General features: G+C 74.8%; 15 protein-coding genes. 8 read left to right on the forward strand and 7 right to left on the reverse strand.

What is annotated here, in order from left to right; all coding sequences use genetic code 11:
• Positions 1-52 precede the first annotated feature (52 nt).
• Positions 53-1039 (forward strand): aldo/keto reductase, encoded by a 987-nt coding sequence (locus JIG38_RS05895; protein ID WP_199422828.1) that lies wholly within the window; start codon positions 53-55, stop codon positions 1037-1039.
• Between the two features lie 27 nt (positions 1040-1066).
• Here JIG38_RS05895 and JIG38_RS05900 read toward each other — a convergent pair whose 3' ends face one another.
• A complete protein-coding gene (locus JIG38_RS05900; protein ID WP_199422829.1) occupies positions 1067-1933 on the reverse strand; it encodes a hypothetical protein in 867 nt (288 codons plus the stop codon).
• A 188-nt stretch (positions 1934-2121) separates the two neighbouring features.
• Here JIG38_RS05900 and JIG38_RS05905 point away from each other — a divergent pair, with 188 nt between their 5' ends.
• From JIG38_RS05905 to JIG38_RS05925, 5 genes are all read left to right on the forward strand, one after another.
• Positions 2122-2472: a YciI family protein gene (locus tag JIG38_RS05905; protein ID WP_199422830.1), complete on the forward strand. Its 351-nt coding sequence runs from the start codon at positions 2122-2124 to the stop codon at positions 2470-2472.
• 96 nt (positions 2473-2568) lie between these two features.
• Positions 2569-3042: a hypothetical protein gene (locus JIG38_RS05910; RefSeq protein WP_199422831.1), complete on the forward strand. Its 474-nt coding sequence runs from the start codon at positions 2569-2571 to the stop codon at positions 3040-3042.
• Positions 3039-3941, forward strand: coding sequence for a polysaccharide deacetylase family protein (locus JIG38_RS05915; protein ID WP_199422832.1), 903 nt, complete (start codon positions 3039-3041; stop codon positions 3939-3941). The genes JIG38_RS05910 and JIG38_RS05915 overlap by 4 nt, the downstream gene beginning before the upstream one ends.
• Positions 3942-3989: 48 nt before the next feature.
• On the forward strand, positions 3990-5576 hold the full coding sequence (locus JIG38_RS05920; RefSeq protein WP_199422833.1) for a CYTH and CHAD domain-containing protein: 1587 nt from the start codon (positions 3990-3992) through the stop codon (positions 5574-5576).
• 151 nt (positions 5577-5727) lie between these two features.
• The gene (locus JIG38_RS05925; protein WP_199422834.1) at positions 5728-6585 is read left to right on the forward strand and encodes a hypothetical protein; all 858 of its coding nucleotides are present in this window, start codon (positions 5728-5730) and stop codon (positions 6583-6585) included.
• A 15-nt stretch (positions 6586-6600) separates the two neighbouring features.
• Here JIG38_RS05925 and JIG38_RS05930 read toward each other — a convergent pair whose 3' ends face one another.
• Positions 6601-6834: a hypothetical protein gene (locus JIG38_RS05930; protein ID WP_199422835.1), complete on the reverse strand. Its 234-nt coding sequence runs from the start codon at positions 6832-6834 to the stop codon at positions 6601-6603.
• A 316-nt stretch (positions 6835-7150) separates the two neighbouring features.
• Between JIG38_RS05930 and JIG38_RS05935 the strand changes: the two genes are divergently transcribed.
• Positions 7151-7579 carry a hypothetical protein gene (locus JIG38_RS05935; protein WP_199422836.1) on the forward strand — a complete coding sequence of 143 codons (429 nt, stop codon included), beginning with the start codon at positions 7151-7153 and terminating at the stop codon, positions 7577-7579.
• Between the two features lie 21 nt (positions 7580-7600).
• Here JIG38_RS05935 and JIG38_RS05940 read toward each other — a convergent pair whose 3' ends face one another.
• The 4 genes from JIG38_RS05940 to JIG38_RS05955 form a co-directional block, all read right to left on the reverse strand.
• Positions 7601-9673 carry a glycoside hydrolase family 2 protein gene (locus JIG38_RS05940; RefSeq protein ID WP_199422837.1) on the reverse strand — a complete coding sequence of 691 codons (2073 nt, stop codon included), beginning with the start codon at positions 9671-9673 and terminating at the stop codon, positions 7601-7603.
• 27 nt (positions 9674-9700) lie between these two features.
• Positions 9701-10633, reverse strand: coding sequence for a carbohydrate ABC transporter permease (locus tag JIG38_RS05945; protein WP_199422838.1), 933 nt, complete (start codon positions 10631-10633; stop codon positions 9701-9703).
• A 3-nt stretch (positions 10634-10636) separates the two neighbouring features.
• Positions 10637-11566 (reverse strand): carbohydrate ABC transporter permease, encoded by a 930-nt coding sequence (locus JIG38_RS05950; RefSeq protein ID WP_199422839.1) that lies wholly within the window; start codon positions 11564-11566, stop codon positions 10637-10639.
• A 78-nt stretch (positions 11567-11644) separates the two neighbouring features.
• Positions 11645-13054: an ABC transporter substrate-binding protein gene (locus JIG38_RS05955; protein ID WP_199422840.1), complete on the reverse strand. Its 1410-nt coding sequence runs from the start codon at positions 13052-13054 to the stop codon at positions 11645-11647.
• A 125-nt stretch (positions 13055-13179) separates the two neighbouring features.
• On the opposite strand from JIG38_RS05955, the gene JIG38_RS05960 reads away from it, so the two are divergent.
• The gene (locus tag JIG38_RS05960; protein ID WP_199422841.1) at positions 13180-14208 is read left to right on the forward strand and encodes a LacI family DNA-binding transcriptional regulator; all 1029 of its coding nucleotides are present in this window, start codon (positions 13180-13182) and stop codon (positions 14206-14208) included.
• A 45-nt stretch (positions 14209-14253) separates the two neighbouring features.
• Here JIG38_RS05960 and JIG38_RS05965 read toward each other — a convergent pair whose 3' ends face one another.
• On the reverse strand, positions 14254-14817 hold the full coding sequence (locus JIG38_RS05965) for a GNAT family N-acetyltransferase (RefSeq protein ID WP_199422842.1): 564 nt from the start codon (positions 14815-14817) through the stop codon (positions 14254-14256).
• Positions 14818-15022 lie beyond the last annotated feature (205 nt).

Consider the following 15022-nt stretch of genomic DNA (forward strand, 5'->3'; position numbering starts at 1 on the left):
GGGGCGATCGTCCGGCAGGAGCGGCGCCCGCGCCCACGGTAGCGTCACGGCCATGGAGAAGCGTGTGCTCGGACGGACGGGACGTGAGGTCGGCGTGGTCGGCCTCGGCTGCTGGCAGCTCGGTGCGGACTGGGGCGAGGTGAGCGAGGAGCAGGCGCTCGCCATCCTCGAGACCGCCGTCGACGCGGGCGTGACGCTGCTCGACACCGCCGACGTCTACGGCGACGGCCGCTCGGAGCGCCTCGTAGGGGAGCTGCTGCGCCGCCGGCCCGACGCCGGCCTCACGGTCGCCACGAAGATGGGCCGCCGCGCGAACCCGCACGTCGCCGACGCGTACACGCTCGACGCGTTCCGTGCCTGGAACGACCGGTCGCGCGAGAACCTCGGCGTCGACACGATCGACCTCGTCCAGCTGCACTGCCCGCCGACCGAGGTCTACTCGCGCGACGAGGTCTACGACGCGCTCGACACGATGGTCGCCGAGGGCCGCATGGCGGCGTACGGCGTGAGCGTCGAGACGGTCGACGAGGCGCTGACGGCGATCGCGCGGCCGAACGTCGCGAGCGTGCAGATCATCCTCAACGTCTTCCGTCGCAAGCCGCTCGAGGCCGTGCTGCCCGCGGCGCTCGAGGCGGGCGTGGGCATCCTCGCGCGCGTCCCGCTCGCGAGCGGCCTGCTCACGGGGAGGTACGACGAGTCGACGACGTTCGGCGAGGACGACCACCGGAACTACAACCGGCAGGGCGCCGCGTTCGACGTCGGCGAGACGTTCGCGGGCGTGCCGTACGAGGTCGGCGTCGAGGCCGCGCGCGAGGTCGCCCGGTTCACGCCCGAGGGCGCGACGACGGCGCAGCTCGCGCTGCGCTGGATCATCGACCAGCCCGGCGTCTCCATGGTGATCCCGGGCGCGAGCCGCCCCGAGCAGGCCCGGAACAACGCCGCCGCGGCGGAGCTCGCGCCGCTCGACGTCAAGACTCTCGCGGGGCTCGAGCGCGTCTACGACGAGCGCATCCGCGAGCACGTGCACGGCCGCTGGTGACCCCCGCCTGAGCGCGCCCGCGCGGGGTCAGTCGCGCGGGGGCGCCGACGGCTCGGACTCGCGCGACTCGACGAGCCGCAGCGGCGCCGCCGACTCGTCCGGCCCGGAGATCGCGAGCTCGATCTGGCGCGGGAACGTCGCGGGCGGCGGGCCGAAGGCCTTGTACGCGCCCTGGACGACCGTCCGGCCCATGGCGCGCGCGCCGGTCGCGCCCACGACGGCGCCGATCCCGAACGGCGCGAGCCGCCCGATCGCGAGCGCGCCCTGCTTGCCCGCCTGGCGCCGGATGAGCCGCCGCGTCAGCGCGCTGTTGACCCGCTTGATGGTCTGCGTCGGCATGTTGACCAGCAGCGTCTTCGCCCAGGCCCGGCCGTTGATGCCCGCCTCGCTGCCGACCGTCGAGGCGCCCTGCTCGCCGAGCACGGTGGCCATGAGGAGCGCGCGACGGCGGGCCGTCTCCTCGACGCCGATGCCGTGCACGTCCGCGACCGCGAGCGAGAAGGCCGCCGACGCCGCGAAGAAGGTGCCGACCTCCGTCGTCGTCAGCGCCATGCCCACGCCGGTGCCGACCGCGGGCATCGCCGCGGCCGCGCCCACCGCGCCGCCCGACGTCGACACCGCGAGCAGGTACTGCTTCTCCAGCAGGGTGATGATCTGGGCCGGGCTCGCGTAGGGGTTGCGGCGACGCAGGCGATCGACGTGCGCGTGGATCGCCGACGACGGGATGCCCACGGCCTTGTCGATGAGGTCGTCGACGAAGCGGATGCCGGTCACGCCCGCGACGGCGACCTGGTTGCCCGGTCCGGGCACGGGCGTCTGGACGTGCGCTCCGGGCGGGCCCGCGGGGGCGGGCGTGGCCGGGCTCTGCCAGGTGTTCTCGTGCGGCGACGACATGGCCCGATGGTCGCACGCGGTCCCGGGCTCGTCGCGCCGTCGCGGCACCGGACACGCCCCGGACACGCCCCGGACGACGTCGGACGGCGTGCGTACGCTCGGTCGCGGCGCCCGGTGTCCTCGCGCGGCCCGCCCGCGCGTCGTCAGGGTGAACGGGCCCGCCGGGCCCCGACGACGGGACGTGCGACATGGCGAAGTACCTGGTCCTCATCTACGGCGACGAGCAGCGCTGGGAGGCGCGGACGGACGACGAGCGGCGCGCGCTCGAGAGGGCGCACGCCGACTTCGCGGCGGGCGCGGACGGGGCGGTGCTCTCGGGTCTGGAGCTCGCGTCGACGTCGACGGCGACGAGCATCCGCAGCGGCCCGTCCGGCCCGGTGGTCACCGACGGCCCGTTCGTCGAGACGCGCGAGGTGGTGGGCGGCCTGTACGTCGTCGAGGCGGCCGACCTCGACGAGGCCCTCGCGATCGCGCAGCGGGTGCCGGAGGTCGCCGAGCAGGGCAGCGGCGTCGAGGTGCGGCCCGTCGTGAGCGGCTGACCGCCCGGCCCGGTCGGGCGGGCCGGACGGCCCTGGTCCGCCGCGGGCGCGCGACGGACGCTCGGACCGCAGCACTCGAGAGGTGAGGTGGTCGACGTGACGAAGAGGACGGTCACGACGCTGTTCGTGCGGAGCCTGGTGGCGTTCGCCGTCGGGCTCCTGGTGCTCGTGGGCGCGGGGCTCATGACGCTCGCGACGCAGGGCTTCGTCATGGACGGGCCGGACGTCGTCGGCGTGGAGTCGACGCCTGTGACGTGGACGGCGGCGCTGCTCGCGGCGGTCGGCGTGCTGGCGATGGTCGCGGCGGGCGTGGCCCAGGTGGTGGCGTGGGTCTTCGCGGTGCTCGCGACGGCGCGGCTCGAGGACAAGATGTGGTTCGTCGTCCTGCTCGTGCTGGGCGTGCTGAGCCTCGGCTTCGTCGGGACGCTCGTCTACGTCGCCGCAGGTCCGGACCCGGACCGCGTGCCGCCGTCGGGCCGGACGGCGCCGGCGCCTCCCGCGACGTCCGGGTTCCCGGTCGCCACGGCGCCGCCGTCCGTGCGGCACGACGGGCGCGCCCCCGTGGGGTGACGCGCGCGCGTGGCGCCGCCGCCGTGCTGGCGGCGGCGCTCGCGCTCGCGGGCCTCGCGGCGTGCACGCCCGGGCCCGAGCCCGCGCCGTCGCCGTCGCCCGTGAGCAGCCGGCGCACGCCGCCCCCGCCCGCGACCCCGCCGTCGACCCCCGGGACGCCCGCGCCCACGACGCCGCCGCCGCCCGCGCCGACGCCGCCGCCCGCGCCCCAGCCCGTCGAGCCGCCGCCTCCGCCCGCCCCCGTGCCCGCGCCCGACGCGCTCCCGCCGGGGCTGCTCGGCACGGACTGGGAGCGCGTGCCCACGACGGACGCCGTCGTCGCGCTGACGTTCGACGGCGGCGCGAGCGACGCCGGCGTGCCGTCGATCCTCGCGACGCTCGCCGACCGTGACGTCCCCGCGACGTTCTTCGTCACGGGCGACTTCGCGCGGCGCTACCCCGAGCGGGTCGCCGCCGTCGTCGCGGCGGGCCACCGGGTCGGCAACCACAGTGACGCCCACAAGCACTACCCGGCGCTCACGGACGCGGAGATCGCGGTCGACCTCGAGACCGCGCGCGCCGCGATCGTCGCCGCGGGCGCCGAGCCACGGCCGTGGTTCCGCTTCCCGTACGGCGACCGGACCCCGGCCGACGTGCGGGCGGTCAACGCCGCGGGCTACGTCCCGGTCCGCTGGACGGTCGACAGCCTCGGCTGGAAGGGCACGAGCGGCGGGCTCACCGCGGCCGCCGTCGTCGAGCGCGTGCTGGCCGCCGCGCAGCCGGGCGCGATCGTCCTCCTGCACGTCGGAGCGAACCCGGACGACGGCACGACGCTCGACGCCGACGCGCTGCCCGCCGTCGTCGACGGCCTGCGGGCGCGCGGGTACGGCTTCGTCACGCTCGATCGCCTGCTCGGCTGAGGCGTCCCCGGCACGCGCGGCGTCGGTGCGCCTTGGTAGAACGGGCGCATGGCGGGCGTGCACCTCGAGGTCGAGGCGAAGTACGACGTCGACGAGGGGTTCGCGCTGCCGGACCTCGTCGACGTGTTCCGCGCGGGCCGTGAGCCCGGCGCCGACGACGCCGCCCCGTGGGCCGAGGGTGCCGCCGCCGAGCACGACCTCGCCGCCACCTACTACGACACCGCCGACCTCCGCCTCGCGGCCGCGCGCCTCACGCTCCGGCGCCGCACGGGCGGCGAGGACGCGGGTTGGCACCTCAAGGTCCCGCGGGCTGACGGGGCGCGGTCCGAGGTGCGGGTCGACCTCGCGCCCGGGGAGGACGCCGGCACCGACGGGCCCGTCCCCGAGCAGCTCGTCGCGATGACCTGGGCGGTGACGCTGGGGCACCCGCTCGTGCCGGTCGCGCGCCTGCGGACGCACCGTGCCGTCCGCCGCCTCGTCGACGTGACGGGCCGGGTCCTCGTCGAGGTCGCCGACGACCACGTGACCGCGCGCCGCGTGCACCCCTCGGACGCGCCGGGTGACGTCGTGGGCGCCGAGCAGGCGTGGCGCGAGGTCGAGGTCGAGGTGGTCGACGGGCCGCCGGACCTGCTTGCGACCGCCGAGCCACGCCTGGTCGAGCTCGGCCTGCGGCCGTCCGCGTCGGCGTCCAAGCTCGCGCGGACGCTGGGCACGGAGGGTGCGGCGCCCGACGAGGTCGGCCCCGCGCTGACGGCCGCGTCCCCCGCGGGCGACGTCGTGCTCGCGCGCCTGCGCGCGCAGGTCGAGCAGATCCGCGCGCAGGACCTGCCGGTGCGCCTCGACACGCCCGGTGCCGTGCACGCGATGCGCGTCGCGACCCGGCGGCTGCGCAGCGCGCTGACGACGTTCGAGCGGCTGCTGCACCGCTCCGCGACGCGGCCCGTGCGGCGCGAGCTGCGGTGGCTCGCGCGCGAGCTGGGCGCCGTGCGGGACGCCGAGGTCATGCGCGACCGCCTCGCGGGGGCGATGGCGGACGCGGTCCCGGACGCGCCCGCCGCCGTCGCGCGCGAGGTCTCCGCGAGCCTCGACGGCGCCTACGCGACGGCGCGCGAGCGCCTACTCGGCGCGCTCGACGGCGACCGGTACCGCGCGCTGCTCCGTGCGCTCGACGCGCTGCTCACCGAGACCCCGTGGCGCGGGCGCGCGGCGCGTCCCGCGTCCGACGTCCTGCCCCGCCTGGTCCGCGCCGCCGACGACGACGTCCGCGCCGCCGTGCGTGCCGCGCGCCGCGAGGAGGACCCGGCCGCGCGCGAGACGGCCCGGCACGAGGCGCGCAAGGCGGCCAAGCGCGCCCGGTACGCGGGGGAGGCGGTCGCCGTCGTGCTGGGTGACGATGCCGCGGCCTACGCGGAGGCCATGGAGGCCGTCCAGGAGGCGCTCGGCGAGCACCTCGACGCCCGCCATGCGGGGGTGCTCCTCGAGCGCCTCGCGCACGACGACGCGTCGGCCGCGACCGCCTTCGCCTACGGCCGCCTGCACGCGCACGAGGAGCGCCGCGCCGCGCACGCGGAGGCCGCGGTCGACGCCGCGTGGGACGCCGCGTCCGGCAAGGACCTGCGGCGCTGGATGCGCTGACGGGCCGGCCGCGGTCCGCGCAGCCCCGGCGCGGACCGGGTCTGCGCACGAACGTCACCTGATCGGACGAACGGGGCGTTGACGGCGAATTGGGCACGTGCGACGGTGCCGGTCCAGCGCATCGCAGCGCGCATGGCCCGGGGGGGACACGATGAGGGGCATCATCCAGGCACGCCGAGGCGCGGTCGTCACCGTGATCCTCCTGGGACTCTCCGGGGCGCCGGCCGCGGCCGCCGCGGCGCCGGCCGAGGACGCGCCGGTCGAGTGGGTCGTTGGCTCGGACGACTCCTTCGCCGACGCCGTCGAGCACGCGGTGCGGCGCAACGGCGCCGGGGCGGTGCGCCACGGGCTCGAGGCCCTCGCGGACGCCGCCGCGTCGGGCGCCGACGTCGACTTCCCCGGCCTGGACGCGCTCGCGCCGGCCGCGGCCGCGCGGGTGTTGACCGACACCGCGACCGCCGTCGCCGCGGGCACCGCGCTGCCCGCGGCCGCGCACGACCTGGCGCTCGCGACCGAGCCCGCGCCCGACGAGGAGCCGCCCTTCCCGTTCGACCCCGACCAGACGTACGGCCGCGTGCTGCTCCACGGCCACGCCTACGCGCAGACGAACTGGCTGCGCCGCGGGGTTTCGGAGCCGGACGGCTCGGTCCGCTGGACCGACGTCGTCCAGCTGCGGTGGGTCACGCACCCCGGGGCGAGCGCGTCGCGCGTCGACTACTGGCTCACGCGGCCGAAGAACCAGACCGGGTTCTTCGGGGCGGCCCGCGCCCAGACGTGGGCGTTCGTGGGTGACGCGGTGGTCGGCGTCGGGCGCGAGACACCCCTGGCCTACGGCAGCGCCTTCGCGCGGTACGTGCGCAACGACCCGGCGACCTTCGGCGCGCAGCTCTGGCACGGGACCACGCTCACGGCGCTCTCGCCCGACGGCAACGAGTGGTCCTCGGGCTACCGGACGATCGCCGCGACGTGCCACGCATACCCCGACCGGACGTGCACCTACGCGCCCTGACGGGTCGGCGCCGGGTCAGCCGGGCGCGTCGGTGAGGCGCACCTCGGTGCGGGTCGTCGCGCCCGGGACCAGGTCCTGCGCGAGCTCGTAGAGCGCGCCGGCGAGGTCGAGCAGCTCGGCCGAGTCGGGGAAGCCGTCGCCGTCCGGGACCTCGACGTAGACGGCGACGCCGCGCGAGTGCGAGCGCTCGGGCAGCGCGGGGCGGTCGTGGGGTGCGCGGGTGCGCCGGGGCTGGGTGCTGGTGCTCATCGGGTCTTCCTGGGCGACGCTCGGCCGGTGGGCCGCGGGTGGGACGGTGGGTCGGTCAGCGCGTTCGACAGCGCGTTCGACGGGATACCGGGAGGGCGTCAGCCGGATACCAGGCGCGCGCGAACGTGCCCGGGCGGGGCGTTCGGGCGGTGGTCATGCGTCGATGGTCCCCCACGCGCGCGCAGGAAGCCAGGCCGTTCCAGGGCGCGGGCACGTGTTCGCCGCGGGCGGACGCGCACGACGGCGGTGCGGCGGGCCTGAGGCGCGGCGTGGACGCGCCGGCATCCGTCGACGCGCGGCTGCCAGACTCCGCGCCGTGGGTACCGAGGGCTGGGTCGTGCTGGGGATCGCGCTGGTCGTCGGCGGCTCGATGATCGCCGGGGCCGTCGCGCTCTCGCGCAAGGAGAGCAGGGTCCGTCGCATCCAGCTCCCGGCCCGGCTCGTCGACCGCGTCTACGCGGTCTCGGGGTACATGCTCACGCTCGAGTTCCCCGGCCCGGACAACGAGCCGAGGCGCACCGTCGTGTTCTCCGCGATCCGCCGCGGGATCGGCGCGACCCCGGAGTTCCAGGGCTGGGTGTGGGTCAACCGCGACGACCCGAGCGACGTCATCGTGCGGCCGCGGGCGCGCTCGTTCTGGCCCGTGTTCCTGACGGCCTTAGGCGCGGCGGTCCTCGCGGCGGGCGTCATCACGGCCTTCGTCCTGTGGGGCATCCACGCGATGGACGACCTGCCGACCCAGTAGTCGGCCCCCGCCGCCCCGCCGTCAGACGCGGGCTCCCCGCCGGTTCGGCGGCTCGAGGGGGCCGGCGTCGACGAAGGTCCTCGCGATCGTCGCCCCCGACTCGTCCTCGAACCACACGAGCAGCCGGGCCGCGCTCACGTCGCCCGGCGCGGGAACCTCGAGCGTCACGGCGGGCGAGAGGACGAACGGCTCCGCCTTGAGCGCCTCCGACTCGGCGGCCACGGCCGCGACCGGCTCGCCGAACCGCGTCCCCGCGGGTGCCCACGCCGCTCGTACGCGGCCCGCGACGGGCGCCGTGCCGTGGTGCGAGACGTGGGCGCCGAGCCGCCAGTCGCCGTCGGGTACCGGTACGTCGGCGCCCGCGTGCCGTGGCACGACGTCGAGCACCAGGACCGTGTCGGCGTTGACGTGGGCGGGATCCAGCCCGCCCCCGTCCTTGGCGCGGCGGTCCGCGTCGACGAGACCCGCCATCTCGTGCTCGACGTCGGCGAGCTCGGTGTAGACGTACCCGGCGAAGCGGTCGTGGCGACGCAGCTCCTGGGTCTGCCAGCGCATGCTCCACGCACGCTCGAGGCTCGTGAAGCCCGCGCCGTACTCGCTGTTGAGGACCGGGACGCCGCGCCGCGGGAACTCGGACGACCCGTAGAGCGACTTGTCGACGACGAAGTCCGGGCCCAGCCGCACGGGGAAGTCGTCCCGGCTCCCGTCGGCCAGGCCCGCGACGTTGTCGGCCCAGGCCTGCGGGTCCTCGTCGTAGTAGTGCCAGTCGACGAGGTCGGTGCGCACGTGGGCCCAGCCGGAGTTCTCGACGATCGGCCGCGTGTCGTCGAGCGCGCGCAGGGCGTCGTACGCCGAGGCCGCCGCGGCCGCACGCTCGGGGGAGCCGGGGATGTCCCAGTCCAGGCCCCACTCCTCGTTGTAGAGGCCCCAGACGACGAGCGACGGGTGGTTGCCGTCCCGCTCGACCATGGGCGCGAGCTGGGCCACGAACGCCGCGTGCGCGGCGTCGCTGAACCGGCTCGGACCCGGCGGCTCGGCCCACACGAGCATCCCGAGGCGGTCCGCGTGGTGCAGCCAGCGGGGCTCCTCGAGCTTGAGGTGCTTGCGGACGAGGTTGTAGCCCGCGCGCGCGGCGATCTCGAGGTCGCGGACGAGGGCGGCGTCGTCGGGCGCGGTGAGACCCGTCACGGGCCAGTAGCCCTGGTCCAGGACGCCGCGCACGTAGAACCGCTCGCCGTTGAGGAACAACTGCTCGCCGCGGGTCTCGATCCGGCGCAGGCCGCCCGTGACGACGACGCGGTCCGCGGATCGCCCCTCGCCCACGGTCACCTCGACCTCGTAGAGGTACGGGTCCGCGGGGCTCCAGGGGCGCGGGTCGGTGACGTCGAGCCGTCCGGCGAAGCGGCCGTGGGCGTCGGCGACGAGCGCGACGCGCTCGCCGGTGGCGAGCTGAGCGACCACGTCGGCGCCCGCGGGCGCATCGCCGACGAGGACGCCGTCGACCTCGAAGCCGGCGAGCGACTCGCCGCGCAGCCGGACCTGGGCGGCGTAGGTCCGCCCGCGCGCCTCGAGCCACACCGGCTGCCAGATGCCGGACGTCGGTCGGAAGGAGACGCCGTCGTAGTCGTCGCGCGGGATCGAGCGCTGCTTGCCGTGGGGGATCGACCGCTTGTCCGCGGGCGCGTCCACCTCGACCTCGAGCGTCGACTCCTCGCCCGGGTGCACGACGTCGGTGACGTCCAGCTCGAACGAGTCGTGGCCGCCGACATGCGTGCCCACCTCGACGTCGTCGACGAGCACGCGCGCCCGGTGGTGGACGGCGCCGAAGCAGAGGACGACGCGCGCCCCCGCCCACGCGGCGGGCACCGCCACCGTGCGGCGGTAGGTGGCGCGCTCGAGCCACGTCCGCTCGACGCCCGAGGCCGCCGTCTCCCACGCGAACGGGACGGTGATCGGCACCGCGCCCCCCGGGGTGTCGAGCGACCAGGTGCCGTGGAGGGAGAGCCATCGTGCCGAGCGGTCGCGATCGGGCCGCGGGTACTCGGGACGAGGAAGATCGACCGTCACAGCGGTCGCAGCGGCGAGCTCGGTCATGTGGTGGTGCCTTTCGGACATGGCAGCTCAGCCCTTGACGCTGCCGGCGAGGATGCCGTTGATGAAGTGGCGCTGGAGCAGGACGAAGACGACGAGGAGCGGCACGAGCGCGACGGACGCGGCGGCGAGCAGCTCGCCGGTGACCGTCGCGTAGTCCGCGCCGATGCGGTTGCCCGTGATGTTCTGCGCGAGGGTCGACAGGACGACCTGGAGGGTCGCCATGCGCTCGGAGCTCGCGACGACGACGGGCCAGACGAAGTCGTTGTAGATGTTCATCACGGTGAGCACGCCCAGGCCCGCGAGCGCCGGGCGGATGACGGGCACCACGATGCGCGCGAAGATGCCGAGCTCGCTGCAGCCGTCGACCCGCGCGGCGTCGAGCAGCTCGTCCGGCACGGCCGCGACGACCTGGCGCATCCAGAAGATCGCGAACGCGTCGACCGCACCGGGCAGGACGAGCGCCTGGTACGTGTTGACCCAGCCGAGCTCCTTCATCTCCAGCAGCAGCGGGATGATGAGGACGATGGTCGGGAGCATGAGCGTGACGAGCACCGTGCCGAAGATCAGCGTCTTGCCGGGGAAGTCGTACTTGGCGAACGCGTAGCCGGCGAGCGGCGCGAAGACGAGCGTCAGCGTGCCCTTGAGGACCAGCACGATCGCCGTGTTGAGGAAGCCCTGGCCGATCGGCACGTCCTCGAACATCCGCGCGAAGTTCTCGAGCGTCGCGTCGCCCGGCGCGAACCCGAGCGGGTCCGCGACGATCGCCCGGGCGGGCTTGAACGCCGAGAGGACCGCCCAGACGACGGGCGCGAGGAACGCCACCGTGAGCAGGACGAGGAACAGCTGGGAGGCGGCGGTCGCGACGAGCCCGCGCCCGGGCCGGGCGGTCCGCGCGGGGGAGGGCTGCGCCCCGGGCGACGTCGTGCCCGGCGTCGGCGCGGTGAGGGTCGGTGCGCTCATCGCTCAGTCCTCCGACCGCAGGAGCCGGACGAAGAGGAGCGACAGTCCCATCACGACGACCACCAGGAGGAACGAGTTGGCCGCGCCGGTGCCGAGGTCGGCCCGCGTGATGTGGTCGTAGAGGTACAGCCCGGCGGTGGTCGTCGAGCCGTAGGGCCCGCCGTCGGTGACGACGAACGGCTCCGCGAACATCTGGAACACCGCGAGCGTCTGGAGGACGACCGAGAACATCAGCGTCCGCCGCACGAGCGGCACGGTGATGCTCCACAGCTGGCGGGCGGGGGAGGCGCCGTCCAGGGCGGCGGCCTCGTACACCGTCGCGTCGATCGACTGCAGGCCCGAGAGCAGGATGATGACGATGAAGCCCGTGGTCTTCCACAGGAAGAGGAGGGCGAGCGTCGGCTTGGCCCACGCGCTCGTCGTGAGCCAGCCGACGTCGGGCACGCCCACCGCGTTGAGCAGGCCGTTGACGGCGCCGTAGTCCTGGTCGAAGACGACGACCCAGATCTGCGCGACCGCGACGAGCGGCGTGACGAACGGGACGAGGAACGCGACGCGGTAGAAGCCGCGCAGCCGCAGCTTCGCGTTGTCGAGCAGGACGGCCACGACGAGCGCGAGCAGCATCTGGACCGGGACGATGAGCAGCCACAGCGCGGCGGAGTTGCCGAGCGAGGCCCAGAACGTCTCGTTGCCGAGGAGGTAGGTGTAGTTGCCGAGGCCGACCCACTCGGCCGCACCCGACCCGCGCCAGCTCGTGAAGCTGAGCCGCAGCGTGAAGAGCATCGGATGGACCCCGAAGGCGGCGAAGAGCACGAGGAACGGGGCGACGAAGAGGTACGGCGCGACCCGACGTCGGCGCGACGAGCGCGAGGCCCGGGGCCGCCGTGCCGGCGCAAGAGCGCGGCGCCGGGGCGGTGCGGTGGTGGCGGTCACGGGAGTCCTCCGGTCCGGGGGCGGGTCGAGCGGTCGGGGGCGCGCGCCGCGCCGGGGGAGCGGCGCGCGCCCGGACGACTACTGGCGGTCGACCAAGTTGGCCTGGATGTCCGCGGCGGACTGCTCCATGACCTCCTGCGGAGTCATCGCCCCGTCGAGCATGCGCTGGACGTTGTTCCCGAGGTAGTCGACGGCGCCGGCCCACCACGCGGGCGTCGGCGTGCCTCCGGGGATCTCCTGACCGGCCTCGACGGCGACGGTCCACAGGTCCTGGCCGCCGAGGGCGTCGAGCGGGCCGAACAGCGGGCGTGCCGGGTCGGCGGCCGGCTCGTACGCCGGGATCGACGTGTTGAGGCCGTCGGGGTAGACGTCGTTCGGGCCGTACACGGCGGTGTAGCCCGCCTCGTCGAACATGAGGAACTCGTAGAAGAGCCACGCGAGCTCCGAGTTCTCGCCGTCCCGGGGGAGCACGAAGGACGAGCCGCCCATCGCACCGCTGCGCGCGCCGCCCTCGCTCCACGCGGGCAGCGGCATCGCGCGCCAGTCGCCCTGCGTCTCGGTGAGCTGCTGCTGGGGGGCGAAGTTGAACCAGATCGCCCAGGGGTAGAAGACCTGCTTCCCCGACTCGAGCGCCCCGACGTCGCTCTGGCTGAGGTACTCAGCGCGCGTGCCCAGACCCTCCCGCTGGACGGTGTCGAGGAAGGTGAGGATCTGCTCGTACTCGGGGGAGGCGATCCGCAGCTCGCCGTTCTCGTCCGCGAGGCTCGTGCCGAGCTGGCTCGCGTACATCTCGAGCTGCAGCTGGCCGAGGAAGGCCGACTGCTCGAGGTGGATCGGCCCGGCGTCGGGCACGGCGGCCTTGTACTGGCGCGCCGCCTCGAGCAGGTCGTCGTACGACTCGATGGCGGTGGCGTCGACGCCGGCCGCCTCCAGCGCCGTCGCGTTGTAGTAGAGCAGGCCGGGGTCGAGGTCGAACGGCACGCCGTAGATGCCACCGTCGAGGGAGTTGACGTCGACCTTCTGCTGCGCGATGTCGCCGACGTAGGGCTCGAGCACGGAGCCGAGGTCCCAGAGGTAGTCCGCGAAGCCGGCGACCTTGGCGTCGTCGAGGAAGACGCCGTCGGGCACGTCCGTGCCCGTGATCAGCGTGTTCTGCAGCTTGGCGTCGATGTCGACGGCCTCGTGGTTGACCGTGATGTCCGGGTACTTCTCGTTGAACGCGGCGATGGCCGCGTCGAAGACCTCGTAGAGGTCACCCGAGCGGTCCCAGATGGTGATCTCGCCCGACGGCGACTCCTCGGTGGGGGCCTGGAGGACGTCCGGGTCGCCCGCGGCGGTGCTCTCGTCGGGCTCGTCGCCGCCAGAGTCGATCGCGGGGCCGCAGGCGGCGAGCAGGGTGGCGGTGGTCAGGACCGCGACCAGTCCGGCCGTGCGACGGGCGACACCGGTGTGGGTGGCTCGACGCGGGCCACGATGGAGCAGGTGCATGAGCACTCCCTTGTGCGTACCCGGCGCGGTCCGTCCGCGTCGGTTTGCCAACGTGTGCAAACGTACCCCTCGTTTGCACACGTTGCAAGCCCTATGCTGAGCACACCACGAGGAAGGGAGCCGGGATGGCGGCAACGCTCCGCGACGTCGCCGAGCGCGCGCAGGTCTCCGTCCGGACGGTGTCCAACGTCGTGAGCGGGTACGAGCACGTCAGCGAGCGGATGCGCCAGCGGGTCAACGCCGCGATCGAGGAGCTCGACTACCGGCCGAACCCCGTGGCGCGCACGCTCCGCACGGGACGCACCGGGGTCCTCGCGCTGGTGGTCCCCGAGATCGATGTGCCGTACTTCGCAGAGCTGGCGCGCGAGATCATCAACGCCGCGGCGGCTGTCGGGTACCGCGTGATGATCGACCAGACGGGCCACGACCACGAGCGCGAGAAGGAGCTGCTCACCGGAGCGGACCGCACCATGCTCTTCGACGGCGTCCTGTTCAGCCCCCTGGTGACCAAGGCCGAGCTGCTCGAGATGAACGCGCGGACGTCGATGCCTCTCGTCCTCCTCGGCGAGCACGAGTTCGACGGCCGCTACGACCACGTCGCGATCGACAACGTCCGGGCGGCGCGCGACGCCGTGGACCACCTCGTTGCGCTCGGCCGCACGCGGATCGCCGCGATCGGCGCCCAGCCGCTCGAGGACTACGCGACGCCCCAGCAGCGGACCGCCGGCTACGAGCGGGCGCTCGAGGCCGCGGGCCTCGAGGTCGACTCTCGGTACCTCCACCCCGCGGCGCACTACCGACGCGCCGACGGGTACGACGCCGCGTCTGCCCTCCTCGCGCTGCCCGAACGGCCGGACGCGATCTTCTGCTACTCGGACCTGCTGGCGATGGGTGCGATGCGCGCGGTGTTCGACGCCGGGCTGAGCGTCCCGGAGGACGTGGCGATCATCGGCATCGACGACATCGAGGAGGGGCGCTACTCGCGTCCGAGCCTCAGCACGGTCTCGCTCGACACACCGTTCATCGCGCACCACGCGGTGGCGCGGATCGCCGAGCGGATCGCGGATCCGGAGGCGCCGGCGATCGAGGTCGTGGCGCCGCACGCCGTCGTCGCACGCGAGAGCACGGGCGGCGGTGACCGTGCGTTGCGGTGACCGTCCGCGCTGACCGTGCGCTGTGACGGTGCGCGGCGACGCGCGTCAGGCGAGCTCGCGGCGCATCACCCAGCGCACACGGCCGCCGCTGTGGCCGGTCGTCTCGGCGACGCGCGTGAACCCCGCGCCCTCGAACAGCCGGACGGTCCCGACGTATCCCGAGATGACGTCGACCTTCTCGCGCCCGACGTCGACCGGGTATCCCTCGACCACCTCCGCGCCCGACGCGCGAGCGTGCTCGACGGCGCCGTCGAGCAGCCGGTGCATGAGGCCCTGCCGCCGGAAGCCGGGCCGGACGACGAAGCACACTGCGCTCCACGCGTCGCGCTCGTCGACGAAGGGGATGGTGCGGGAGTTCATGAGTCGCCGGTAGGTGCTGCGCGGCGCGACCGAGCACCAGCCCGCGACCTCGCCGTCGACGTAGGCGAGCACGCCCGGGCCCGGCTCGCGCGAGCACTCGGCGCGCATGTAGGCGGGGCGCTCGAGGTTCGCCACGCGGCTGTCGCGGTACGACATGCACCAGCACCCGCCGGCGTCGGCCCGCTGCGTCCCGACGACGGTCGCGAAGTCCTCGAACCGCCCCACGGCCGACACCACCTCGACGTCCATGGTGGCGACGCTACTCACCCCCTCCGACACGCCCCCACCCGCGCGCACCCGCGCCCGCCACGACGCTCCACCCTCCCCGCGCGGAGCGACGTGCCCGGACACGCCGGCGAGTCGTGGCACGCCGCTCCGCGGCTAACGGGGTGCGGAGCGTCGTGCCCGGACACGCCGGCGAGTCGTGGCACGCCGCTCCGCGAGGCCCCGGGGC

Origin of the sequence: Actinotalea solisilvae (assembly GCF_016464425.1) — a bacterium.
GTDB lineage: Bacteria > Actinomycetota > Actinomycetes > Actinomycetales > Cellulomonadaceae > Actinotalea > Actinotalea solisilvae.